Source organism: Paenibacillus sp. FJAT-27812 (assembly GCF_001273905.1).
Taxonomy (GTDB): Bacteria; Bacillota; Bacilli; order Paenibacillales; family Paenibacillaceae; genus Pristimantibacillus.
Map to the genome: position 1 here is coordinate 1,980,299 of NZ_LIGH01000001.1, position 25,336 is coordinate 2,005,634.

General features: G+C 49.0%; 22 protein-coding genes, 1 pseudogene and 2 riboswitches. All 23 genes and pseudogenes read right to left on the bottom strand.

Going from position 1 to position 25,336, the window contains the following annotated elements:
• Nucleotides 1–508 precede the first annotated feature (508 nt).
• Nucleotides 509–1,318 (bottom strand): transglutaminase-like domain-containing protein, encoded by an 810-nt coding sequence (locus ADU23_RS08465; RefSeq protein WP_053377541.1) that lies wholly within the window; start codon nucleotides 1,316–1,318, stop codon nucleotides 509–511.
• 13 nt (nucleotides 1,319–1,331) lie between these two features.
• Nucleotides 1,332–1,410, bottom strand: a riboswitch (cyclic di-GMP riboswitch).
• Between the two features lie 51 nt (nucleotides 1,411–1,461).
• Nucleotides 1,462–1,540, bottom strand: a riboswitch (cyclic di-GMP riboswitch).
• A 172-nt stretch (nucleotides 1,541–1,712) separates the two neighbouring features.
• Nucleotides 1,713–3,221, bottom strand: coding sequence for a lysine--tRNA ligase (gene lysS / locus ADU23_RS08470; RefSeq protein ID WP_231637343.1), 1,509 nt, complete (start codon nucleotides 3,219–3,221; stop codon nucleotides 1,713–1,715).
• Between the two features lie 158 nt (nucleotides 3,222–3,379).
• Nucleotides 3,380–3,856 carry a transcription elongation factor GreA gene (gene greA / locus ADU23_RS08475; protein ID WP_053373331.1) on the bottom strand — a complete coding sequence of 159 codons (477 nt, stop codon included), beginning with the start codon at nucleotides 3,854–3,856 and terminating at the stop codon, nucleotides 3,380–3,382.
• A 302-nt stretch (nucleotides 3,857–4,158) separates the two neighbouring features.
• Nucleotides 4,159–5,203, bottom strand: a pseudogene (gene dusB, locus ADU23_RS08480) (tRNA dihydrouridine synthase DusB).
• A 54-nt stretch (nucleotides 5,204–5,257) separates the two neighbouring features.
• The gene (locus tag ADU23_RS08485) at nucleotides 5,258–5,470 is read right to left on the bottom strand and encodes a helix-turn-helix domain-containing protein (RefSeq protein ID WP_053373332.1); all 213 of its coding nucleotides are present in this window, start codon (nucleotides 5,468–5,470) and stop codon (nucleotides 5,258–5,260) included.
• Entirely contained in the window at nucleotides 5,422–5,976 is a 555-nt protein-coding gene (folK, locus tag ADU23_RS08490; RefSeq protein WP_053373333.1) for a 2-amino-4-hydroxy-6-hydroxymethyldihydropteridine diphosphokinase, read from the bottom strand. The genes ADU23_RS08485 and folK overlap by 49 nt, the downstream gene beginning before the upstream one ends.
• On the bottom strand, nucleotides 5,954–6,340 hold the full coding sequence (gene folB, locus ADU23_RS08495) for a dihydroneopterin aldolase (RefSeq protein ID WP_053373334.1): 387 nt from the start codon (nucleotides 6,338–6,340) through the stop codon (nucleotides 5,954–5,956). The genes folK and folB overlap by 23 nt, the downstream gene beginning before the upstream one ends.
• A gap of 62 nt (nucleotides 6,341–6,402) precedes the next feature.
• Nucleotides 6,403–7,251, bottom strand: a complete 849-nt coding sequence (folP, locus tag ADU23_RS08500; protein ID WP_053373335.1) for a dihydropteroate synthase — start codon at nucleotides 7,249–7,251, stop codon at nucleotides 6,403–6,405.
• A gap of 71 nt (nucleotides 7,252–7,322) precedes the next feature.
• On the bottom strand, nucleotides 7,323–8,198 hold the full coding sequence (gene pabC, locus ADU23_RS08505) for an aminodeoxychorismate lyase (protein ID WP_053373336.1): 876 nt from the start codon (nucleotides 8,196–8,198) through the stop codon (nucleotides 7,323–7,325).
• On the bottom strand, nucleotides 8,195–8,776 hold the full coding sequence (pabA, locus tag ADU23_RS08510; RefSeq protein ID WP_053373337.1) for an aminodeoxychorismate/anthranilate synthase component II: 582 nt from the start codon (nucleotides 8,774–8,776) through the stop codon (nucleotides 8,195–8,197). The genes pabC and pabA overlap by 4 nt, the downstream gene beginning before the upstream one ends.
• Complete coding sequence (locus ADU23_RS08515) at nucleotides 8,773–10,377, bottom strand: anthranilate synthase component I family protein (RefSeq protein WP_141680274.1); 1,605 nt, start codon at nucleotides 10,375–10,377, stop codon at nucleotides 8,773–8,775. The genes pabA and ADU23_RS08515 overlap by 4 nt, the downstream gene beginning before the upstream one ends.
• A gap of 113 nt (nucleotides 10,378–10,490) precedes the next feature.
• Complete coding sequence (cysK, locus tag ADU23_RS08520) at nucleotides 10,491–11,429, bottom strand: cysteine synthase A (protein ID WP_053373339.1); 939 nt, start codon at nucleotides 11,427–11,429, stop codon at nucleotides 10,491–10,493.
• Between the two features lie 127 nt (nucleotides 11,430–11,556).
• Nucleotides 11,557–12,570, bottom strand: a complete 1,014-nt coding sequence (locus tag ADU23_RS08525; protein WP_053373340.1) for a peptidylprolyl isomerase — start codon at nucleotides 12,568–12,570, stop codon at nucleotides 11,557–11,559.
• A 17-nt stretch (nucleotides 12,571–12,587) separates the two neighbouring features.
• Nucleotides 12,588–13,496 carry an Hsp33 family molecular chaperone HslO gene (hslO, locus tag ADU23_RS08530; protein WP_053373341.1) on the bottom strand — a complete coding sequence of 303 codons (909 nt, stop codon included), beginning with the start codon at nucleotides 13,494–13,496 and terminating at the stop codon, nucleotides 12,588–12,590.
• The gene (locus tag ADU23_RS08535) at nucleotides 13,496–14,269 is read right to left on the bottom strand and encodes a type III pantothenate kinase (protein ID WP_053373342.1); all 774 of its coding nucleotides are present in this window, start codon (nucleotides 14,267–14,269) and stop codon (nucleotides 13,496–13,498) included. Before ADU23_RS08535 ends, hslO begins: the two co-directional genes overlap by 1 nt.
• Nucleotides 14,266–15,150 (bottom strand): carboxylating nicotinate-nucleotide diphosphorylase, encoded by an 885-nt coding sequence (gene nadC / locus ADU23_RS08540; RefSeq protein WP_053373343.1) that lies wholly within the window; start codon nucleotides 15,148–15,150, stop codon nucleotides 14,266–14,268. Before nadC ends, ADU23_RS08535 begins: the two co-directional genes overlap by 4 nt.
• The gene (gene nadB, locus ADU23_RS08545; RefSeq protein ID WP_053373344.1) at nucleotides 15,143–16,756 is read right to left on the bottom strand and encodes an L-aspartate oxidase; all 1,614 of its coding nucleotides are present in this window, start codon (nucleotides 16,754–16,756) and stop codon (nucleotides 15,143–15,145) included. The genes nadC and nadB overlap by 8 nt, the downstream gene beginning before the upstream one ends.
• Before the next feature lie 135 nt (nucleotides 16,757–16,891).
• On the bottom strand, nucleotides 16,892–17,830 hold the full coding sequence (gene nadA / locus ADU23_RS08550; RefSeq protein ID WP_053373345.1) for a quinolinate synthase NadA: 939 nt from the start codon (nucleotides 17,828–17,830) through the stop codon (nucleotides 16,892–16,894).
• A gap of 328 nt (nucleotides 17,831–18,158) precedes the next feature.
• Entirely contained in the window at nucleotides 18,159–19,121 is a 963-nt protein-coding gene (locus tag ADU23_RS08555) for an ABC transporter permease (protein ID WP_053373346.1), read from the bottom strand.
• A 1-nt stretch (nucleotide 19,122) separates the two neighbouring features.
• A complete protein-coding gene (locus ADU23_RS08560; RefSeq protein ID WP_053373347.1) occupies nucleotides 19,123–20,205 on the bottom strand; it encodes an ABC transporter permease in 1,083 nt (360 codons plus the stop codon).
• Nucleotides 20,206–20,210: 5 nt separating this feature from the next.
• Nucleotides 20,211–21,755, bottom strand: a complete 1,545-nt coding sequence (locus tag ADU23_RS08565) for an ABC transporter ATP-binding protein (protein ID WP_053373348.1) — start codon at nucleotides 21,753–21,755, stop codon at nucleotides 20,211–20,213.
• Between the two features lie 131 nt (nucleotides 21,756–21,886).
• Nucleotides 21,887–22,939: a BMP family lipoprotein gene (locus ADU23_RS08570; RefSeq protein ID WP_053373349.1), complete on the bottom strand. Its 1,053-nt coding sequence runs from the start codon at nucleotides 22,937–22,939 to the stop codon at nucleotides 21,887–21,889.
• A gap of 346 nt (nucleotides 22,940–23,285) precedes the next feature.
• Nucleotides 23,286–25,274, bottom strand: a complete 1,989-nt coding sequence (gene ftsH, locus ADU23_RS08575) for an ATP-dependent zinc metalloprotease FtsH (RefSeq protein ID WP_053373350.1) — start codon at nucleotides 25,272–25,274, stop codon at nucleotides 23,286–23,288.
• Between the last annotated feature and the right edge of the window lie 62 nt (nucleotides 25,275–25,336).

Sequence of the window (25,336 nt, forward strand, 5' to 3'; positions counted from 1 at the left end):
TATCGCGTATCCGGTATTAGCATTCGTTTCCGAATGTTATCCCAGTCTTACAGGCAGGTTACCCACGTGTTACTCACCCGTCCGCCGCTAATCTTATCCCGAAGGACAAGATCCGCTCGACTTGCATGTATTAGGCACGCCGCCAGCGTTCGTCCTGAGCCAGGATCAAACTCTCCAAATTGGTGTTTGAAATGCTCATTACTTTTATATCGCTTTTTCGCTAAATCCCGAAGGATTTGCGAGGCAGTTTCACTCGTTGTTCAGTTTTCAAAGAGCAATCTTTTCTCTCTTGTCGACCGTGTGTCTCGTTGGCGACCTAGATAATATATCACGTGTGCCTATACGAATGCAAGTACTTTTTTAATAAAAGTTAAATCTTTTTTAAAGGCACCAATTACAGCATCTTTCTTCTATATAGTAGTTACGTTTATGCAGATGATTTTACCGAGCCCAAACATAAGAAAACGAGCTTCGCAACTAAGCGCTAGCTCGTTATTTACTCCGTTATTTAGTACTGCTTTGCAGCTGTGTACTTGGCTGCGTCTTTGATTAGCTCGAACTTCTTATTGCCCTTGTTCAAGCCAGCATCGACTGTCGTATCGATTAGTACCCATTTGCCACCCATGTAAACTTCATTCCATGCGTGGTATACATCTACATATGTGGATTGTCCCATCACTAGTTTGGTTGGAATATCCAAGCTCCTCAGCATTCCTGCGAACAGAGAAGCGTAACCGTAGCAAATGTCTTTTTTTGATTTTAAAGTACGATCGATATTAGGAAGGTAATCAACCGACAAGTTAGCAGCAAGTTGATTGTCGTAGTTAATGTTAGTAATGATGTAGTCATAAACCGCTTTTACTTTCTCGGCGTCTGTCTTCTTATTTTTTGTTAATTCCTTTGCTTTGGCAACTGCACTGCTTGAGCTTGTCCAATCTATGTTTTGGATGGAGTTCAAGTAAACGGAGTTGCTGTCCTTTAAGCTAAGAGTTACTGTCTCTTTATTTATTAGTTTGTACTTATTGCCCGTTGTGTTCTCAAGCAATGAAATCGTATATTCACCATTGCCAAGCTGCAATGGGAAGCTTTCGGCTGTTTTCCCGCTAGTGAGGTTGTATGTATAGTTCGTTTGGCCTTTTACAATCATAAGCTTCGTTTTCACTTTAGCATTTACGGCATATTGGATGGAGACAACACCGTTATCCAAATTGCTCGTATTCAGCCAAGCAGATGCATTCGCTTCGCTTGCTTGTGCCACAGAGACATTAATGGATGCAAAAAGCACAAAAGCTGCGATTGCTAAAAATAGTTTACGCATGAACGTAACTCCCTTCGGTAGCTGGCTGCCATCTTTCGGAAGGCCCTTTAGCTTTGCGTCCCTACCTTTCGATAGGTTTGCCGTTATCGTGTGAAGCTGCATGCTGAGCGCATGTCCCTATACAAACAAAAAAAGCCCATCCATTCGGTAGCTGGCTGCCATCTTCCGGAAGGCCCTTTAGCTTTGCGTCCCTACCTTTCGATAGGTTTGCCGTTTATCGTGTATCGCTTTATTAGATCCATCTTACCATATGATTCTAGCAAATCAATAGATTTCGCCATCTTATAAAGAAGAAATTGGTAGTTATTTCACGATTGCTGCTGCAAATGCTCGACAGATGAAAATAAAAAGAACCGCCGGCAGCCAGTGCCAAGCGGTTCTGCTATTTTAATCGTTACTCTGCAGAGCGTTGATCTCTCATATGAGGGAACAACAGTACGTCGCGGATCGACGGCGCATCGGTTAGCAGCATGATCAAACGATCGATACCGATTCCTAGTCCGCCGGTTGGCGGCATGCCGTATTCTAGAGCGCGGATGAAGTCTTCATCCATCTCATGCGCTTCATCGTTGCCGTGCTCACGCTCCACAAGCTGTGATTCGAACCGCTCGCGTTGATCGATTGGATCGTTCAGCTCCGTAAATGCATTCGCATGCTCGCGCGCTACAATAAAGAGCTCGAAACGATCCGTGAAACGCGGATCCTCTTCGTTCTTCTTCGCAAGCGGTGAAATCGCAACCGGATGTCCGGTTACGAACGTCGGCTGAATGAGCGTGTGCTCGCCGAACTGCTCGAAGAAAGCGTTAAGGATATGGCCAAATGTCATATGCGGATCAACGGCTACCTTATGCTCTTTCGCCAGGCGATGTGCTTCCTCATCGCTCATCTCCACGCCAAAATCAACGCCCGTCGTTTCTTTGACAAGCTCAACCATGGAGACGCGACGCCATTGCGGAGTCAGATCAATCTCTTGACCTTGATAAGTAATTTTGGTTGTACCGAGAACCTCTTGCGCGATATGCGCGATCACATTTTCGGTTAGAGCCATAATATCCTTGTAATCGGCGTAAGCCTCGTACAATTCAATCATGGTAAATTCCGGGTTGTGGCGAGTCGAAATGCCTTCGTTACGATACACGCGGCCAATCTCATACACCTTCTCCATGCCGCCTACGATCAACCGCTTCAAATGAAGCTCGATCGCAATACGCATGTAGAGCTGCATGTCGAGCGCATTATGATGCGTCTCGAAAGGACGCGCTGCCGCGCCGCCTGCAATGGAATGCAGCGTTGGCGTTTCAACTTCTAAATAACCGCGGGAATCCAAGTAGCGGCGCATCGATTGAATGATTTTTGAACGGGTAATAAAGGTTTGCTGCACGTCTGGATTCACGATAAGGTCAACGTATCGCTGACGGTAGCGAAGCTCCACATCCTTCAAGCCATGATACTTATCAGGCAATGGAAGCAAAGATTTAGTCAACACTTCGATATCCTGAGCTTTGACCGATACCTCGCCCGTATTCGTTTTGAATACAACGCCATGTACGCCGATGATATCGCCGATATCAAGCAAATCGAAAGCAGCGAACTTATGCTCTTCGACCGAGTCTTTGCGCACGTAGATTTGAACTCTGCCGCTCAAATCTTGAATCGTAGCGAAGCCGGCTTTGCCCATTCCGCGCTTTTGCATAATACGGCCTGCAATGCTCACCTTAACGGCTTGTCCTTCAAGTTCTTCTTTGCTGAGCGATTCATAAGCTTGTACAATATCTTTGGCATTATGAGTGCGCTCGAATTTACGGCCGAACGGGTCTACTCCCAGCCCTCTCAGCTCATCCAACTTGTCTCTGCGAATTTGCAAGAGCTCACTTAGCTCCTGCTCATTGTTTTCATGTTCCACTTCTTCATCTCCTTGATCGTTCGGCAGGCGTACGCGGTTGTCGCCAGAACCCTGCAGTAAAAGATAAGCCTCTCATAATCTTAAATAATAGGTTCTTCTATTGTAAACGTTCAAAAAGCTTCCCACAAGGAAGCTTTCTGATCCGCACATGGCAAACCTTATTTTTTGATATCGAGAATTTTGTACTGGATGATGCCGACTGGTACGTTTACTTCAACGACTGTGCCTTTTTTCTTGCCCAAAATCGCTTTGCCAACCGGGCTTTCGTTCGAAATCTTGTTTTGCAAAGGATCTGCTTCCGCTGTACCTACAATGGAATATTCCATTGTATCGCCATATTCCATATCTTCAACCGTTACGATCGAGCCGATGCTCACGGTATCAATATCAATATCATCATTATTTATAATACGCGCGTTGCGCAGCATTTTCTCAAGGGTAAGAACACGGCCTTCGATGAATGCTTGTTCATTCTTAGCATCCTCGTACTCCGAGTTTTCGCTTATATCACCATAGCCGATTGCTACTTTAATACGTTCCGCAACTTCACGACGCTTGACCGACTTTAGGTTCTCTAATTCATCTTCGAGCTTTCGCAGCCCTTCTTGAGTCAGAATGATTTGCTTATCGTTCATCTTTCCGATTCTCCTGTCATGTGACTAATTTTTCATACCTTGTATGAATTCACTGATACCTAATATATTACGCTTCTTGCTCCTCATACCTACTGATGTTTGAGGCGCTCTTGATGTGTTCGTTGATTATATTGCACGATTATATTGCAAAGTCACCCTGAATGTCAATCAAAGCCAGCCTACCCATTGAAACCGTTTCATTTGTTGCAATTGTAGCAGAAGCCGCTTGGTAGCGGCTTTTGTCGAAAGGTGTCGGTTAGGTTGGCGTACAAGGGAAAATGCATAATCGATTGATTCGCAACTTAGTATACAACCTCTTCAGCAGCCGCTGCGCTTCCGCCTGCGGAAACGCCTGTCGGTTGGAATTCGGCTTCCTCTTCAAGCGTCCGTACGTAGTTTTCCAAAATGGCTACCATCGGATCGCGTCCGGTCTCTTCCATGATGACATCCTTCACGCGAGCTCCGCCTGGTAGTCCCTTGAGGTACCAAGCAAGGTGCTTGCGCATCTCCCGTACCGCAACCGCTTCGTTCTTCAGCGCCACTAACCGGTCCAGATGCAAAATGGCTACTTCCATTTTCTCGCGCGGCGTCGGATCGCTAAGCAGCTCGCCATTGGTCAAGTATTGGATCGTCCGATACAGCATCCAAGGGTTGCCGAGCGCTCCGCGTCCGATCATAACGCCGTCGCAGCCTGTTTGATCAAGAAGCCGCTTAGCATCCTCTGGAGAGAAGACGTCGCCATTCCCAATTACGGGAATAGATACCGCTTCTTTGACATCCTTTATAATGTCCCAATTAGCCTTGCCGGTATACAACTGCTCGCGGGTACGTCCATGTACGCTAACGGCTTTGCCTCCTGCGCGCTCAACAGCACGTGCATTCTCGACCGCATAGATATGCTCACCATCCCAGCCGATGCGCATTTTGACCGTTACCGGCTTCTGTACCGCATCTACAACCGCTGAGACCATTTCATAAATCTTGTTCGGATCAAGCAGCCAGCGGGCCCCTGCATCGCACTTCGTTACCTTCGGCACCGGGCAGCCCATATTAATATCGATAATATCCGCATTCGTCTGCTTATCGACGACTTTAGCCGCTTCAACAAGCGACTCACGGTCACCGCCAAAAATTTGAAGACTTAGCGGCTTTTCCCGCTCATCGACGAACAAGCATCTCCAGCATCCGCTTATTTCCGTGCAAAATCGCCTTGTCGCTTACCGTCTCCGCGCATACAAGACCTGTTCCAAATTCCTTGGCAATCAATCGAAAAGCCGGGTTGCTCACGCCTGCCATCGGCGCTAGCACTACTCTGTTCTTCATCTCGATGTCACCGATTTTCAGCATGTCGCTCCTTGCTCCCCTTCTATCCGTTTATTGTTCCTATCTCTAGCTTCATCATCACTGACGATCGTCAGACATAAGTTCCTCGTAGCTGATTCCTAACGTTTTGGCTATGTGACTTAACAGCTTTGGATCTGTCTTTCTCGTTCCTCGCTCCAATGAGCCGAGAACCGCTACTGATACGCCAAGCACCTTGGCCAGCTCCTGCTGAGTATAGCCCTTCAGCTTTCGAAAGGCTCTGACGCGCTGCGCCAATTGATTGTTTTCCATAGCGTGATGCCTTCCTTTCCATCCTGAAGCGCCGCCTCAGACGCTGCACCTACCTCGGCTTGCAACTGGTGCGATTGATCCATAACATCATGCAGCGGCACTAATACGAACGGCCGCTCCATCATGCGCGGATGCGGCAATGTCAGTTCCTCTTGATCCATTCTGACATTATCATACAGGAGAAGATCGAGGTCAATGGTTCTCGGTCCCCAACGTATTTGTCGAACTCTCCCTAATTGCTGCTCGAAAGCAAGCAGCTGCCTCAGCAGCGATAACGGGGAAAGCGTCGTCCGCACAGCTAGTGTCATATTGAGAAAAGGCGGTTGCTCCGTATATCCTACCGGGTCCGTCTCATACATGCCTGATACTTTATTTACCACGATGTCCGGATGGCCATCAATGAGACCGATCGCCGTAAGCAGCAATTGCTCGCGATTGCCCATATTGGAGCCTAATGCGATATAAGCGTCAGCCGGAGCGCCGTCACGCGGGAATTGTTCGTCCATCAGCATCCCGCTTTCTGCGCATCTCTACCGTTACTCCATCAAAATGGATGTCGAACGGCGGGTGCGGCTTCGTTACTCGAACTGTAACTTCTTTTACCATAGTATAAGCTTCCAGTACTCGCGATGCAACGTGACCGGTTAAAGCCTCGATCAGTTTAAAAGGCGGTCCTTCTACGATTGTTTTGGCAAGAGCGTGGATTTCCGCATAATTGACCGTTAAGCTCAAATCATCCGTCAACCCCGCTTGCTCCAAATCCATCAGCAGCTCGATATCGACGTAATATTGCTGGCCCAGCTTGTTCTCTTCGGGAAACACGCCATGATAGCCGTAAAACTTCATCCCTTTAATCGTCATGCTATCCATTATAGTCATTCTCCTAACGATGTAGCGTAGCTATTATTTTAAAAAAGCCATCCGCAGCAGGCTTAGCTGCGGTATAGGATCGCATCGGCCATCAGAGCGGCGCGTTTGATTTGCCGCACATCATGCACGCGCATAATTTGGCAGCCATGCGCGATGCCGAGGACGACGGTCGCAGCCGTCCCCTCTGCAAGCTCTTCCACAGGCAGATTCAGCGTCTGCTTGATGAATCTTTTGCGCGAGGTGCCAAGCAGCACCGGGTAACCGAGCGCATGCAGCTCTGATAGGCGGCCGAGCAGCTCGAGGTTGTCCTCATGGGTTTTGGCGAAGCCGATGCCGGGGTCCAGCCAGATCAGCTCATCGGCGATGCCGGCATTATGAGCGATGCTGACGCTGCTTTGCAGGTCAGCGAGCACATCCGGGACGAGGTCGTTATAGTCCCGGGCATGGCGATTATGGTTGATAATAACCGGGCAACCATACTCCGCCGCAACGGCGGCCATATTGGGGTCGCCCTTAAGACCCCAGATGTCATTGATGATGTGGGCGCCAGCTTCAAGCGCCGCGCGCGCCGTCTCCGCTTTGTACGTATCAATCGAGAGCGGAATATGCGGCAGCGCTTCACGCACCGCCTGAATGACGGGAACTATGCGCCTAATCTCTTCTTCGAGCTCCACCGGCTCAAAGCCGGGGCGCGTCGACTCGCCGCCGATATCGAGAATGTCGGCGCCGTCCTGGACCATCGCTTTCGCATGGGCAACAGCAGCATCTACATTCGTATAACGCCCTCCATCGGAGAATGAATCAGGGGTAGCATTGAGAATACCCATAATTAATGTGCGGCTGCCGAGCGTCAGATTCACTCCGCTGCCTAGTTCGTATGTTCTTTTGTAGAAATGTGGTTGCTGATCCACGGTAAGACCCCCACCCTTTTTCTTATTCTTTCAACTACAGCTAACGGCTGCTATAACTACTTGATCTTACCTTAATCGGTTCGTGTTGATTGCCGGTACAACGACAACAAAGCTCTTGTCACGATTCCCGCTTCACCATTCCCAATAACCGCGCTCCAACCGCTCGAGTCCGATATCCTCGTCACAGGAACAAGCTCCTGAATTGAATTGGTAAGCCAAATTTCATCGGCCGCATGCAGCCGCTCCCAGCTATAAAGCCCTTCCTCCGCACTGTAACCCGCGCTCCGCGCCAGCTCAAGCACCCGCTCGCGCGTAATACCCGGCAATATGCCGGTAGTTAGGTCAGGCGTATAGACGATGCCATCCTTCGCAAAAAACAAATTGCTGACAATACCTTCGGCAAGCCAGCCCTCGCGGCTAAGCATAAGCCCCTCAGCGCCTGCAGAGGCATCGCCAGCGAGCAGCTCGCGCTTCGCAATAATATTGTTCATATAATGGAGAGATTTGAAGCGGACATCGCCCTCCGGCGTATTCCGTCTAGTCTGCATAAGGCGCAGCTCCCGTCCGCGCATATGAACCGCATCATTAACAGTCGGCAAGGCCTTTACCAGCATGAACATATTAGGCTGCTCGTAATCGCCTGTCGGCAAGCCAAGCTCAGCCTCACCAGCGCTGACCGTCATTCGTACATAACCGTCCGTAAGGCCGTTCGCTTCCAGCAGCTCGCTCACCAGCTTCCTGACTTGCCCAGCATCGGCGTGATACCGAATGCCAAGCTGCTCGCAGCCCGACTGCAATCGCCTCATATGCCTGTCCAATAAATAAGGTTTCCCCTCATAGGTGCGAAAGGTCTCGAACAAGCCCATCCCGTACAAAAAACCGTGATCATATACTGAGATCACGGCTTCGCTCGCTTCCATAACGGAGCCGTTCAGTCCGACTTTCATCGTACCGCGGCGCTCCGATTTTGCAAGAAATTACGCAGCATCGTCAGACCATGCTCCGTTATAATGGATTCCGGGTGGAATTGTACCCCTTCAATCGCATATTCCTTGTGACGCAGACCCATAATTTCGCCTTCATCCGTCTCTGCTGTAATCTCCAAGCAATCCGGCAGCGTTTCGCGGCGCACGATGAGAGAGTGGTAGCGTGTAGCGGTAAATGGCGAAGGCAAACCAGCAAAAACCGACGTTCCATTATGATGAATAGCGGACGTTTTGCCATGCATCAGCTTCTCTGCGCGTACAACCTCGCCTCCAAAGGCTTGTCCGATTGCCTGATGGCCTAGACAAACGCCGAAAATCGGAGTTTTCCCTTTAAAATGCTCGATCAGCGACAGGCTGATGCCTGCTTCATTCGGCGAGCAAGGACCTGGCGATATCAAAATATGATCAGGAGCCAGCGCTTCAATTCCTGCCAAATCAATCTCGTCATTGCGTTTGACTATAATTTCTTCCCCGAGCTCACCTAAATATTGAACCAAATTGTAAGTGAAAGAATCATAATTATCGATTACCAGTATCATGTTAACGCTCCTCCTCTATCCGGTTCTGCTGCTTGTCCGTGCGCGGCAAACCGTTCGCTATATTGAATGGCCTTCCATAATGCCTTCGCCTTGTTCAACGATTCCTTATATTCTCGCTCCGGATCGGAATCGATAACGATACCTGCTCCGGTTTGAATATGAGCAATCCCGTCCTGCAGCGCAATTGTTCTGATAATTATATTAAATTCCATATCCCCGTTATAGTCAATCCATCCAAGCGAACCTGTATAGGGACCTCTGCGCGTCGGCTCAAGCTCTTCAATAATTTCCATCGTGCGAATTTTTGGAGCGCCTGTAATCGTCCCTCCCGGGAAGGTAGCCGAAATGACATCGTAAGCATCCTTGCCGCTTGCTAGTTGTCCGTTTACTTGTGAAACAAGATGCATGACATGCGAATAATATTCGATAACCATGAGCTCTTCTACTTGTACGGAGCCGTAGGCTGAAATCCGTCCAAGATCATTCCGCTCCAGATCAACCAGCATAATATGCTCGGCCCGCTCCTTCTCGTTCGAGAGAAGCTCGTCTGCTAGGCGAAGATCTTCCTCTTCCGTGCGCCCCCGCCTCCTGGTTCCCGCAATGGGCCTTGTGGCAAGCTTGCTCTCGCGCAGCTCGACGAGCAGCTCCGGCGATGCCGATACTAGCTGGAAGTCGGGACAACGCAGAAAGCCCATATAGGGAGACGGATTAACGAGCCTTAGCCATTCATACAGCTCTTCTGGCGAAGCCGCAATCGCCTTGCTTTGCCGCACCGAAAGATTCACTTGAAATACGTCGCCTTGCTCGATATATGCCTGTATGCTCCGAACGGCCTCCATATAAGCTTCCTTCGAAAAAGGAGAGGTAATGCCGCTGACAGAAGCGACGTCGATTTGCAGCCTATCGTCTTCCAGCAGTTGCTGCCGCTGACCGCGAAGGGCCGCTGCCTTCTCCTTGGCGCGTTCTTCGTCAAACCAGGTTAACCAGTAATCGGTCATCCCTTCCGCTCTGGATAAAGCACGCTCATAGGCAGAGCTAAGTTCGTCATGATCCGTGTCCAGATCAACCTTCGTATGCACAACGCAAAACACCTTCGATTGCACATGGTCAATCACCCATAGCTCATTCAGCTGCATAAATAAATAATCCGGAATATTCCGATCATCCTCAGCTATAACAGGCAATCGCTCAATGGAGCGTATGATATCATAACCCCAAAATCCAACGCAGCCGCCAAGCCACTTAGGGCCATCCTCAAGCCTTGGACCAAGCTGGCCGCTCATCCACTCCCTCACAACGTCTAGAGGTTTCCCTTCCCACCGGCGCTTGCTCTGCTCTTCGACCGAATGAAACTGCACCGACTCCGCAGACATGCCTTTGCCGCGTATCACGCCATCCGGATGCAGCCCCAAATACGTATAACGTCCGTCCTTGCCGCTCTCTAGTACAAAAGCATAAGGCGAGGCGTCCTGCCACACCTCTTCCCATGAAGTAACGCCCGCCCGAATCTCTAGCTCAAATGGCAGTTCCTTTAGTAGCGGCAGCGTCGTATATTTACGTTCGGCGTGCCACCGATTCCACTGCTCCATTGCGGTGACCATCACCTTCAACCCCCGATAACTTGACTTATTTTGCTCAGTATACAGAATAGCTAACTAAAAAGAAAGCCTTCCATTCCGGGGAATGAAAGGCCCTCTTGTATAGGCAATAAAAATCAGTTTTCGAAGTTGAACAATGGAGTCGAAAGGTAACGTTCGCCGTTGCTCGGAACGATAGCAACTACACGTTTGCCAGCGCCAAGCTCCTTCGCAACTTGCAATGCCGCATAAATCGCTGCACCGGAAGAAATGCCGCAAAGGATGCCTTCTTCTTTCGCTGCGCGACGAGCATATTCAAACGCATCTTCGTTCTCAATCGTAATAACAGCGTCATATACCTCGCGGTTCAAAATGTCAGGTACGAAGTTAGCGCCGATACCTTGAATTTTGTGAGCGCCTGGTTTGCCGCCAGATAGAATCGGCGAAGCCGCAGGCTCAACTGCGTAGATTTTGATGCCGTCGAAGTTTTTCTTAAGCACTTCGCCAGTACCTGTAATTGTACCGCCTGTACCGATACCTGCAACGAATGCATCCAATTTGCCGTCAAGGGAGTTGATCGCCTCAACGATTTCTGGGCCAGTCGTTTCACGGTGGATCTTCACGTTTGCTTGGTTTTTGAATTGTTGCGGCAGGAAGTAGTTAGGGTTCTCAGCTGCAAGCTCTTCCGCTTTGCGAACCGCACCGTTCATACCTTCAGATCCTGGCGTCAATACGAGTTCAGCCCCGTAAGCACGAAGCAGGTTGCGACGCTCAACGCTCATGGTTTCAGGCATTACAAGAATCGCCTTGTAGCCTTTAGCTGCTGCTACTAGCGCTAGTCCGATTCCTGTGTTGCCGCTTGTAGGCTCAATAATCGTATCGCCTGGTTTAATAATTCCTTCTTGCTCCGCTACCTCAACCATGCTGATTGCGATACGGTCTTTTACGCTTGCACCTGGGTTTTGGTATTCAAGCTTTACATAAACTTCTGCGCTGCCTTCAGGTACGAGACGGTTCAAACGAACAAGCGGAGTATCACCGATAAGATCTAGAACGCTTTGCACAATTTTGGCCATGGAAATAACTGCCTCCTTATTCCGACTAATTCAGTTGGTTTTTTCACTAATTCCATCTTAACAATGTCTTGCATCCGTTGTCAATAGTGACTTTCTCACTCCACTGAAAACGATACTCTAATCGATGCTATTCTGTTTTTCCTGTTTGCTCAGCATCGTATTTATCCAGCAGCCTGTCTTCAAGATCCGTCATCGAGTCGGCGCGTTCAAGTGCCAGCTGCTTGCGAACCGTATCTTGCAGCCTGCGCCCCGTCATTTTTGTTGTCGTCTGGCGTTCGATGAGCCGAATAACCGCATAACCCCCGTCAACCTTAATGGGACCAGCCATTTCGGCTACTTGCAGCCTGCTGGCTGTATCCAGCATCTCGCGGTTGTAGAAAGGGTCATCTTCATCAATCAAGCCCAAGTCTCCGCCTGAATCTGCTGTGAAGGAGTCAATCGAGTAGTTCCGTGCCAACGTGCTAAAATCCTCACCGTCAGTCAGCAGCCTAAGTACAGAGTTCGCTTCCTTCGACGTTTCCGTCAAAATCCATTGCAGATGCAGCTGTATTCGCGCAGCGAACTCCTCCGGGTGGTCGGCAATATAACGGTCAACCTCTTCATCGCTAACATTAATGCTGCGAACGACGATTTTCTCCATGAGCAATCGGTAACGCAGATCTTCCAGCACCTGTTCTTTCGTCATGCCAACCTGCTCCAGCATGACTTCATAGAAGCGAGCCTCGCTATCGTAGCCTTCGATCATTTTCTCAAGCTCACGGCTTTGCTCTTCAGCCGATACGGACAGCTCGGAAGCTGCCGCCTCCAAATCAATCGCTTTGTGAAGCATTAATGTACGCAGAACAGCATCCCCATACTGCTTATGGAGCTCTTTCTCCAGATCGGCTAACGTGATCTCTTCCGTGCCCACCTTAGCAATAATCCGCTGCTTGTCCGCTTGCTGCGAAGGATCAACGCTCGGGGTATGGCCAGGTTTGGCCGGTTCTCCGGTCTCCTCTTCGCTGCCTACATTCGTTGGCGGGTTAGTGCCTGGCAGTCGATCGTTCCCCGGCCACACCTTCACTACCACAACAACCGTTAACACCACCATACATACGGCTTGAAGGATGACAACGGCCCTCAGCACCTCGTATTTCTTCATTACCCTAATGCCTCCGATTATTGGATCGGCTTCGGTTTCGCTTGATCAAGCAGCAGCTCTAGCTGCGCCCGCTCAAATGTATACGCTTCGTTGCAAAATTGGCAAACGACTTCCGCTTTTCCGTCTTCTTCAATAATTTGTTTCAGCTCATTTTCGCCCAAACTGAGAAGCGTTTGCTCTACGCGTTCCGCGGAACAGAAGCATTGGAATTTCAAGTCCATCGTATCGTGAATCTGAAGATCTCCGCTTTCGCCAACAATACGGGCAAGCATATTCTCAGGCGTCTCGCCTTGATCCAGCAAAGTCGTAACGGGAGGCATCGCGCCTACCGCTTGCTCCAGCCGTGTAATTTCCTCATCCGTTAATCCTGGCATAAGCTGTACGATAAATCCGCCTGCATGCAGCACCGAATTGTCCGTATCCACCAATACGCCGAGTCCAACCGCAGATGGCGTCTGCTCCGAAACCGCGAAGTAATACGTGAAATCCTCGCCAAGCTCGCCGGAGACTATCGGAATGCTTCCCCGATAAGGCTCCTTCATTCCTAAGTCCTTCGTAATATGAAGATGCCCGCTGCGTCCGACCGCACCGGCAACATCCAGCTTGCCATGCGCATTGCTCGGCAAATGAACCTGCGGGTGATCAACGTATCCGCGCAGCTCTCCGTCTGCATTCGCATCCACGACGATTTGACCGATTGGGCCATCGCCCTTCACTTGGATGGTCAGCTTCTCTTGCCCTTTCAGCATGGCGCCCATGATGGCTCCGGCTGTCAAGGTGCGGCCCAGTGCTGCCGTAGCAGTTGGGAACGTGCCATGCCGCTGGCGAAGTTCCTCTACAAGCAGAGTCGTGCGAGCCGCGAACACTCGAATTTTTCCGCCCCATGCCGTCCCTCGCACCAACACGTCCTTCAGCTGATTTTCCATCATAATCCCTCCTGATTGCGTTCATATATAATTCTTAAGCCTTCGAGTGTCAGAAGCGGATCAACCTCTTCTATCGTTTCCGATTCTGCAGCGATTAACTCGGCTAGGCCCCCGGTCGCAATAACGCGCGGATTGACGCAAAACTCGTTACGAATGCGTTTTACGATTCCATCTACTTGTCCAGCATAACCGAAAATAATGCCAGCCTGCATCGACGTTACCGGATTGCGCCCAATTACGCTCTTTGGCCTTACCAGCTCAATGCGCGGCAGCTTCGCGGCACGCTGATACAGCGCCTCGGTCGAAATGCCGATTCCCGGAACAATAGCCCCGCCTAAATAATTGCCGCCTTCATCGATATAATCAAATGTCGTAGCCGTTCCAAAATCGACGACAATAAGGGGTGATCCGTATTTGACGATGCCCGCTACGGAATTCACGATGCGGTCGGCTCCGACTTCACGCGGATTTTCATAGCGGATGTTTAATCCTGTTTTTACGCCAGGCCCTACGACAAGCGGTGTTTTGCGCAAATATTTTAAGCATAGCTGCTCTAACGTCCGCATTAGAGGAGGCACCACCGATGAAATAATGACACCGTTTATCTGCTCCAGCTTCACGCCTGCGTAATGAAACAGATTGTGAATGTTAATGCCGTACTCATCTACTGTCGCCGAACGATTCGTGCTAAGCCGCCAGTGGTGCAAAAGTTCTTTCCCTTTGTATACGCCGAGCACAATGTTCGTATTCCCGACATCAATGACGAGGATCAAAGCGGTTCCCCACCCTTCTTCGCATTCAAATCCAAGCTAATATCCAGCGCGTTGAAGGAGTAAGTCAGTCCGCCTACGGAAATAACGTCAACTCCACATGCCGCAATACGATTTATGGTTTCTAATGAAACGCCGCCTGATGCTTCTACGATAACATGAGGCGAAGCTCCCTTGATTCGAGCGACCGCTTCTCTCATCCGATCAGGGGCCATATTGTCGAGCATGATAATGTCTGCGCCGCATGCCAGCGCTTCATCAACCTGTTCAAGCGACTCCGTCTCCACTTCAATTTTCATCGTATGCGGAATTTTGCGGCGTGCTGCTTCAACCGCCGCGCGAATGCCGCCAGAGCCTTTAATATGATTGTCTTTGATCATAACCGCATCGTACAGCCCAAACCGGTGGTTCGCTCCACCGCCAACGCGCACGGCATACTTCTCCAGCATTCGGTGGCCAGGCGTTGTTTTGCGTGTATCCACAAGCCGGACCGGAAGCCCCTCAAGCGCATCTACGAAAGCGCGTGTCTTAGTAGCAATGCCCGATAGTCTCTGCATCAGGTTAAGCGCAAGACGCTCGCCTATAAGCAAGCTATGTGTACTGCCCTCTACGATTGCAATTACCGTACCTTTATCTACATAGTCGCCGTCCTGTACCTTCTGCTCGAACACAAGCGACGAATCTACAACCTCAAATACAAGCTTAGCGATGGGAAGCCCTGCAATAATGCCGCTTTCCTTCACGTGAATAACGGCCTTTGACTTCGACTCCCTAGGAATCGTGGTCTCCGTCGTTATATCTCCGCTGCCCAAATCCTCTGCCAGCCAGCCGCGAATTTGCTCGCGCACTGCAGCATCATATCCGCCTGCCGTCCATTCATACATCTTCTATCCGCTCCTCCGTCAGTCCATATAGACGGTGCAACACCGTATGCTTTCTCCATGACACATCGTCGCGTGCCGGGAAGTCTTCCCGATAATGCGCTCCACGGCTTTCCTCCCGCGAAAGCGCCGCTTCCGTGGTCAGCATCGCACAGGTTAACAAATTAGCAAACTCGTACTCTTCACGCTCGGTTAGAACCGATTGATAAATCGACAGCTGACGCTTCAATTCCTCAAGACCCTTCTCAAGCCCCTTTGCATCACGGCGCAAGCCAGCATAACGCACCATAATTTTTTGCAGCTTAAGCCGTCTTTCCACTACAGCCTGAATCGATGTGCTGCTTCGTTCTGTTTCATTCTCAATAACAGGCGTAATCGTACTGCCTGACAGCTCATTAATTCGTTTCACGATTCTTCTGCCGAATACGATCGCCTCGGAAAGCGAATTGCTTGCCAGTCGATTAGCGCCATGGACACCGGTGGATGATACCTCGCCGCATGCGAACAAACGCTTAATGTTCGTTTCCCCATTTAGGTCGGTTTTCACTCCTCCCATCATATAATGCATGGCAGGCGCAACCGGAATCCAGTCGGACGTCAAATCGAGACCATATCTCAAACAGTATTCATATATAGTAGGAAAACGATGCTTTACCATTTCCGCTGATTCATGCGTAATATCGATATAAACAAACGTCGATTTCGTCTCTTCCATCTCGCTGACGATCGCCCTTGCTACAACGTCCCTAGGCGCAAGCTCCAGCTGCTCATGGTAGCGTTCCATGAAGCGCTCTCCTTTAATATTGCGAAGATACGCCCCTTCTCCGCGCACGGCCTCCGAAATGAGAAATCTCGGAGCGCCCGGATAGCATAACGAAGTCGGATGGAATTGAATAAACTCCACGTCCTGTATGTATGCGCCTGCACGGTAAGCCATCGCAATACCGTCACCTGTTGCCACTTCGGGATTGGTTGTATAGCGATAGAGCTGTCCTGCTCCGCCAGAGCTCAAGATGACCGCTTTTCCTTTGACGAACAAGCGTTGTCCGCTAGGCTTCTGCACGATTGCGCCGCAGCATTCCCCATCCTGAGTCACGAGATCGATGACAAAGTGGTCGTCCCACACTTCGATTTTCGGATTAGCGACAGCGGTTTCCGATAGCGCTCTAACGATCTCAAAGCCAGTCGCGTCCCCATTGGCATGCAAAATACGCCGCTGGCTATGCGCGCCTTCCTTCGTGAGAGCAAACTCGCCATTTTCCAAATCGAACTGCGTTCCCATCTGGATCAGGCTGCGAACACCCTTCGGTCCCTCATGCACAAGTACATCAACCGCCTCATTCGAACACAAACCAGCGCCTGCAATAAGCGTATCCTGTCTATGATAGGCAGGCGAATCCTCGTCCGAAATAACGGCAGCGATACCGCCCTGCGCATAGCGAGTGTTGCTGTCTAGCAGCGATTTCTTCGTAATCATAAGAACGGAATTATTTTCGCTTGCCCGTATAGCGGTAAAAAGACCGGCAATGCCGGCCCCGATAACAATGACGTCTTTTTCAATAACAGGCAGCTCACTCAACTGCACATCGACTAAATATCTAGGAATCATTATGGCTCCTCCAAGCGTAAACGGCAAAAGCCGACCTTTGGCTTCGTTTTGCTTTCGTTTCGTGGTGAAATATAAGCATAATCATAGAATTAGAACAAATAAGTTCTTATATTTCAAACATAGGAGTAGCGCATACTACTTCACGAGTAGCATGCGCTCCAAGGACAAACGAGCTTGATCCGCAACATGCGGCGGCACATAGATTTGAGGCTGCATCGTCTCTAAGCTTTTCACGAGCTTCTTCAAATTGTTGACCTTCATGTTCGGGCAAACCAAATATTTAGATGCAAAATGGAATGTCTTGCCTGGGCTGTCCAGACGAAGCTGATAACCTGTACCGTCCTCTGTCCCTACGATAAACTCTTGGCAATCCGATTCTTTGCAATATTTAATGATGGCGGTTGTACTGCCTACAAAATCGCCAAGCTCAACCACTTCCGGACGGCATTCCGGGTGAACAACAAACTGTGCGTTCGGATATTTCGCTTTCATTTCTTCTACGTCTTTCACTGTTAGCATGTCATGCGTGTTGCAGTAGCCTTCCCAGATAATCATTTTCTTATCGGTGTTCTGCTGCACATAGTGACCAAGGTTTTTGTCCGGTACCCAGATGACTTCGTCGCCCTCAACCGAATTAACAACCTTAACCGCATTCGCCGACGTACAGCAAATGTCAGTCTCCGCTTTGATTTCCGCAGACGAGTTGATGTAAGTAACGACTTTTGCATTCGGATGCTGCGCTTTCAGCTTGCGCAAGCCATCTACGCTTACCATGTCTGCCATCGGGCAGCCGGCACGCTCATCAGGAATGATTACGGTCTTGTTCGGTGCCAAAATCTTAGCGCTCTCACCCATAAAGTGAACGCCGCAGAATACGATTACATCGGCATCCGTTTGGGCAGCTTTCTGCGCAAGCAGGAAGGAGTCGCCGCGGAAATCAGCTACCTCTTGAATTTCATCACGTTGATAATAATGGGCTAAAATGATAGCATTCCGTTCTTTCTTCAACTGTAACAACCGTTCACGCAGCTCACGGTTTTGCTCCGCCTTGCGTTCCAGTGCCAGTGCTTCCACAGTAGATCCTCTCCTCTTATGAGGGATGGGGGATAATGCCCATTCCGTAATGCGGCAAGCTGAACTTTGTGAATTGATGCACAAACTTAGAAAGTCGCTCGCCTATAGTTTAAACCAAAAGGGATAAATTCATTTGATTAAGATTTAATTTACACGTGGTAGATGCTACTGTCAATGTATTAAAGGCCATTTTCGGGCAGCAATTTAAAATTAATTAATATAAGGGCTGTCTATGAGCAAAGTTCTACTTAAATAGCCGTCCAAAAATAAAAAAAGGGTCTCTATCCATAATTGGATAGAGACCCTAGCATCATTTTTAGATCGGCTGCTACCGTTTAGCAGGATCGTAAGGCTGGCCAAGTGCCGATGGCGCGTTCGAGCGTCCAACAGCGCCTGCCAATACAACGAGCGTCAAGACGTAAGGCAGCATGTAGAAGAACTCAACCGGAATTTGCTTCGAGAATTCAAACAGCTGCGCAAAACTTCTCAGCGCCTGTGCAAGGCCGAAGAACATGGCAGCGCCAACGACGCCAAGCGGATTCCATTTGCCGAATATCAGGGCTGCCAGCGCGATAAACCCTTGCCCCGAAATCGTATTATGGGCAAAGCTGCTCGTCGTAGTCAGCGTAATCGTCGCGCCGCCAAGACCCGCAAGCGCTCCGCTAAGCAATACGCCGATATAGCGATATTTTGTAACACTGATGCCGACAGTGTCCGCAGAGCTTGGATGCTCGCCTACCGCGCGAAGGCGCAAGCCAAATGGCGTACGGAAAAGGACGAAGTAGCTGACAACGGCAAGAATAATGACGATATAGGTTGTCGGATAAGCTGTAAATATCGCTTTGCCAAGCAACGGTATATCGGATAAGTAAGGTATTTTCCATTTATGAAATACGTTTGCAAGCTGCGGCGTTTGTCCTGAACCATCATACAAGCTTTTGGTTAGGTACAGCGACAAGCCGAGCGAGAAAATGTTAATCACGACACCCACAACCGTCTGATCGGCACGGAACGTTATCGTGGATACGGCATGCAGAAGCGAGACCAGAACGCCATATATGGCTGCCGCTACGAGACCGATCCAAGGCGAAGCATTTCCAAGGCCGGCTTGGATCGCATATTCGGTTGCAACCGCCGCAGCGAATGCACCGGATACCATCAAGCCCTCTAGCCCTATGTTGACGACACCTGAGCGCTCGGAGTACATGCCTCCAAGTGCTGTAAAGATAAGAGCGGTGGAGAACACGAGTGTTGTATTAATAAGCTGCCCAATAACATCGACCACGTTCATTTTACACCGCCTCCTTCCGCTTGCTTGCACGTTTATTTAGAAAAGGCTTGAGGAACCACTTCACTAGTCCATGCGAAGCAACGAAGAAAATAACGGCGCCGATTACGATGCGCACAACCTCTGGAGGAACGCCTGCGCCAAAGCTCATACCAGCCGAGCCGTAGCTTAGACCTCCGAACAAAATGGCTCCAAGCAGAACGCCGATTGGCGTATTGCCGCCAAGCAATGCTACCGCAATGCCATCGAATCCGTATCCTGGCGAAGCGGCCATAACCGTCTGGTTGCCGAACACGCCCAAAATTTCAAACACGCCGCCAAGACCGGCAAATACGCCGCTTATAAACATGGATTTAACCATCGTTAATTTAACGTTCATGCCTGCATACAAAGCCGCATCGGGATTATGTCCAACCGCGCGCAGCTCATAACCCTGCTTCGTGCGCCAAAGCACGATGTAAAACACAACGATGCAGATAAGCGCGATGATCGTACCCCAGTGCATGCGGGCGTTGTCCGTCAGTTTAATTAGCCAATCAATTTTCACCATCGCCGACTCATGAACAGCCATCGATTTTTGTTGGCCTTTCTCCACTAGGAACTTCGCGATAATAAAGTTGGACAGGAACAAAGCGATCCAGTTCAACATAATCGACGAAATAACTTCATTGACGCCGCGTTTTGCTTTCAAGTATCCAGCAATTGCCGCCCAAAGTCCGCCAAATACAGCTCCTGTAATAATAGCGAGCGGAGCATGGATATACCAAGGCAAGTCGAGCAGCACGCCGATAATCGTCGCGCCCGTCATACCCATTACAAATTGTCCTTCAACCCCGATATTGAAGAGTCCGGTACGGAATGCAAATGAAACCGCCAAACCCGTGAAGATCAAAGGCGTAATCGCCCGAACTGCTTCCCCCATGTTGTAAGGCGTGCTGAAGAGCTTGTCCAGCAATGAGCTGTAAGCCAGAATTGGATTGTAGCCTCCAGCCACCATTGCAATAGCGCCAATCAATAACCCGAGTATGATCGCTACACCGGGAATAAGGATAGATGTTTTATTAAATATTTTTTTCAAAGTTTCCATATACGCTATCCTCTCCCCTCTGATGCAGCAACAGCCGACTTATTGCCAGCCATCATCAAACCAAGCTGTTGATCGTCCCTATTCTCAGCATCAACCTCGCCCATTAGCTTGCCTTCGTACATAACTGCAATGCGATCGGATAAAGCGTAAAGCTCATCAAGCTCGAAGGATACGAGCAAAATCGCTTTCCCTTCATTACGGGCTTGCACAAGCCGCTTATGCACGTATTCAATCGCACCGATATCAAGTCCGCGCGTCGGCTGCACAGCAATAAGCAGATCAGGATCCTTATGCAGCTCGCGAGCGATAATCGCTTTTTGCTGGTTGCCTCCCGAGAGAGCTCGCGCATGCGTATGAATGCCCGACGAGCGTACGTCAAACTCGGTTACGAGCTTGTCCGCCAGCTTGTCCATCGCATCGTAGTCAATAAACATCGAGCGGCCAAACTCCGGCTCAAAATAAGTATTCAAAATCATATTTTCGCTTACGGAGAAATCAAGCACCAAGCCATGCTTATGCCGATCCTCTGGAATGTGGCCTACGCCGGCAACCGATATTTGGCGCGGTGAAAGGTTCGTCATATCCCGTCCATTCAGCTTCACGCTGCCGCCATCAAGTTTGCGCATTCCTGTAATCGCATAGATAAGCTCGCTTTGGCCGTTGCCGTCAACGCCGGCTATTCCGACGATTTCCCCGGCACGGATAGTAAAGCTAGTGCCGTTCAAAGCATTTTTGCCATGCTCGCCTTTCATTTGCAGATCCTCAACCGAGAGGACGACCTTGCCAGGCTCGTTTTTCGTCTTCTTGACCTCGAAGGATACGTCCCTGCCAACCATAAGCTCAGCAAGCTGCTGCTCGTTTGTCTCATCCGTGCTTACGGTTTTAATAACCTTGCCTCGTCTAATGACCGTTACGGAGTCGGCGAGCGCCATAACCTCTTTTAATTTATGCGTAATGATAATAATGGACTTGCCTTCCGCAGCAAGATTACGAATAATCTCAATCAGTTCTTCGATTTCCTGTACAGTTAGAACGGCAGTCGGCTCGTCGAAAATAACGATTTCCGCGCCCCGATACAACGTTTTCAGAATTTCGACCCGCTGCTGTGTTCCTACCGTAATATCTTTAATCCGCGCCTGAGGATCTACTTTCAGACCATAACGTTCAGAAATAGCCCGAACCTTCTCATTTGCAAGCTTATAATCGATTTTCATACCTTTGACAGGTTCATTGCCAAGCACAATATTTTCTGCAACCGTAAAAGGCTGTACCAGCTTGAAATGCTGATGCACCATGCCGATGCCTAAATCAATAGCCTTCGACGCGCCTTCAATAACCGTCTGATTGCCATTAATCCATATTTCACCCTCATCCGGCTGATATAGTCCGAATAAAATGTTCATTAGCGTCGACTTGCCTGCGCCATTCTCACCCAAAAGCGCATGAATTTCGCCTTTTTTCAATTCAAAATTTATGGAATCATTTGCAACGAGCCCAGGGAAGCGCTTTGTAATACCTTTTAACTGTACTGCTGGCAAACTCCGGTCCATTCTCATCATCTCCCCGGTTTTCTAACGCTGTCTTTCCAACATAAAAAAAGAACAAAGACCGGCCGAAGCCGGTCTTGTCTGATACATCGACAAACGATCCTCAATCAAAGGATACCTTTGGATAAAGGAAACTATTCAGTCGGTACCTTAATGTCGCCGCTAACGATTTTCGCTTTATATTCATCTACTTTTGCAAGCACATCAGCAGGAATGTTCTTGCTAGTTGCCGGCAAGCCTACTGCATCGTCTTTCAAACCAAGCTCTTGCGTCGTACCGCCAGCAAAGTTACCTGCAATCAGGTCTTTAGAAATTTTGTGAACCGCTGCATCTACGCCCTTCATCATGGAAGTAAGCGTGATTTCATCGCCGAACTCAAGCGATTGGTCTTTATCTACGCCGATAACCCAAATGTCGTCGCCGCCATCTTTACGAGCTTTTGCTTCGTTAAACACGCCGTTACCAGTAGCGCCAGCAGCGTGGAAAATAATATCGATACCAGCATCATACATCGTTGCTGCAGACAATTTACCAAGGTCAGGCTTACCGAAGTCGCCTGTGTAGTCAACTTTTACAGTCGCATCTGGTTTAACCGCAGCTACACCCGCTTTGAAGCCTGCTTCAAAACGTTTGATAACCGGAATTTCCATACCGCCTACAAAGCCTACTTTGTTTGTTTTGGTCATAAGACCCGCAACAACGCCCACAAGGAAAGATCCTTCATGCTCAGCAAAAGTGATCGAAGCAACGTTTGGAGCTTCGATTACGCTGTCAATTACAGCTAGCTTTGCATCAGGGTTTTCTTTTGCCACTTTGCTAAGTGCATCGTTGAACAAGAAACCGATACCCCAAGTGAGGCTGTAGCCTTCTTTAACGAAGCTGTTCAGGTTCGGCTCCATGTCTGCTTCGCCTTTACTTTCCAAGAACTTCGTTTCAGCGCCTGTCTCAGCTGTTACTTTTTGAAGAGCTTCCCATGCGCTTTGGTTAAAGGATTTGTCATGTACGCCACCTACGTCAGTAACCATACCGATTTTAAAATCTTTACCAGTTCCATCAGACTCAACTTTGGCACCCTCATTTGTGTTTGTGCCTGTTCCGCCCTCATTGTTTTTCTTCGCTCCGCAAGCTGACAACACTAGTGTCAACGCGATCATCATAACGAGCATAAAGCTAAATGTTTTTTTCATGCGTGTTCTCTCCCTTGCTCAAATTTAGGTGAAGCAGTGCAACCCCGATTACTTTCTTATTCTTGCTGTTCCTGGCCGCTATTATTTCATTATAGTTACAAAAAATTATACGTCAATGAATTAGTGTTAGGTTTGCTAACATAAAATCATTGACCGCGCTTCCATGTAACATATATGTAATATATTGGCCGAAAAAGATAAACCTTTATGTTAGCATCTCTGTTTTGCGCTAAAGGTTTATAACCGTATTATAGGCTAAATCCGAACATTAATAAAGAAAAAAATAGTCGTCCCGCCACTTGTTGCAAGTAGCAGAACGACTATACCAGCCATCAATAACAAAAATCTACTCGTTCTTATCCGGATCTTCTGGGTTGTCTCGCTTCTCTAGGACAGGACCTTTAATCTCATCCTGCTCACGTGTCTGAATGCGGACCTTCACATCGCCAACTGTCTCAACAGTCGATTCAGTTGTTGTTGCAGCTCCATCAGAAGACGGGCCGCCCTCCAAAGTACCTGTCTCAACCAAACGTTTAATTTGCTCGAGTTCAAGCGTTTCTTCGCTAAGCAGCGTTTGAGCAATCAAATGCATTTCCTTGCTCTTCTCTGACAATAGCTTCTTCGCACGGTCGTAACAACCCGTAATGATGGATTGCATTTCTTGGTCAATCTCGTAAGCAATCGCATCGGAGTAGTTCTGTTCGTGACCGATATCACGGCCCAGGAATACTTGCCCTTGCGAGCTGCCGAACTGCATTGGTCCAAGCTTATCGCTCATACCGTATTCCATGATCATCGCACGCACGATACTAGTCGCTTGTTTAAAGTCACTGTATGCGCCTGTTCCGATTTCTCCAATAAACAGCTCTTCCGCCACGCGGCCTGCAAGCAAACCGGTAATTTTATCAAGAAGCTCTTGCTTCGTTACAAGCATACGGTCTTCCTTCGGCAGCATAATGACGTATCCGCCAGCGCGGCCGCGAGGAATAATGGTAACTTTATGAACCATATCTGCATGCTCCAAGAAGAAGCCTGCAATGGTATGTCCTGCCTCATGGTAAGCAACGATACGTTTCTCGCGGTCACTGACAACACGGCTCTTCTTCTCCGTACCGACGATAATCCGATCGATCGCATCATCAACCTCGACCATAGCAATATCCTTTTTGTTGCGACGGGCAGCAAGAAGCGCTGCTTCATTAAGCAAGTTTTCTAGGTCGGCACCACTGAAGCCAGTCGTGCGCTTCGCGATAACTTCAAGCTTAACGTCCTTCGCAAGCGGCTTGTTGCGCGCATGCACTTTAAGCACCGCTTCACGGCCTTTAACGTCTGGACGATCAACCGTGATTTGACGGTCAAAACGGCCTGGGCGTAGAAGTGCCGGATCGAGAATATCAGGACGGTTCGTTGCAGCAATGATAATAATGCCTTCGTTAGCGCCAAAACCATCCATCTCAACGAGCAATTGGTTGAGCGTTTGCTCACGCTCATCATGACCGCCGCCAAGACCTGCGCCACGCTGACGACCTACTGCATCAATCTCATCGATAAAGATGATACATGGAGCGTTTTTCTTCGCATTCTCGAACAAGTCACGCACACGGGATGCGCCGACACCGACGAACATCTCCACGAAATCGGAACCGGAAATGCTGAAGAACGGTACACCTGCTTCCCCTGCTACTGCGCGGGCAAGCAAGGTTTTACCTGTACCTGGAGGACCGACCAGCAAGACACCTTTCGGTATGCGAGCCCCAACCAGATTAAATTTGCGCGGATCTTTCAAGAAGTCTACAACCTCAACGAGCTCTTGCTTCTCCTCGTCTGCACCAGCGACATCTTCAAATGTAATCCGCTTCTTCTCATTATCATAAAGCCGCGCTTTGCTCTTGCCAAAGTTCATCACTTTGCCGCCGCCGCCCTGAGCTTGATTCATTAAGAAGAAGAACAGGACAAAGATAATGACAAACGGAATAATGGAAGTGAGGAATGTTAGCCAAATGCTTGGCTGATCCATTTCCTTGCTTTCAAGCTGAAACCCGAACTGCTCCTGCCATGCGAGGATCTTCTCCTCCGCTTTGACGCTGACCCTAGATACAAATTGGTCGCTTTCCGCGCCTGCAGGCTTTGTATTATATTTACCAGAAACAAAATAAGTTTGATTCTCATACTTAACACTCAGCTCTTTAACATTGCCTGATTCAACTGCAGCGCGAAGCTCGTCATATCGCAATCCAACTGTCGTGTCATTTTGGCTGCTGATAAATTGAAAAATCCCAACGGTCACCAAAAAGATAATTAAATAAAAACCAGTATTACGGATGATCCGATTCATCCCCAACCTCCTCTCAGACGCTTAAAATATTTTACCATAGCATGACTTTCCATAACAATAGA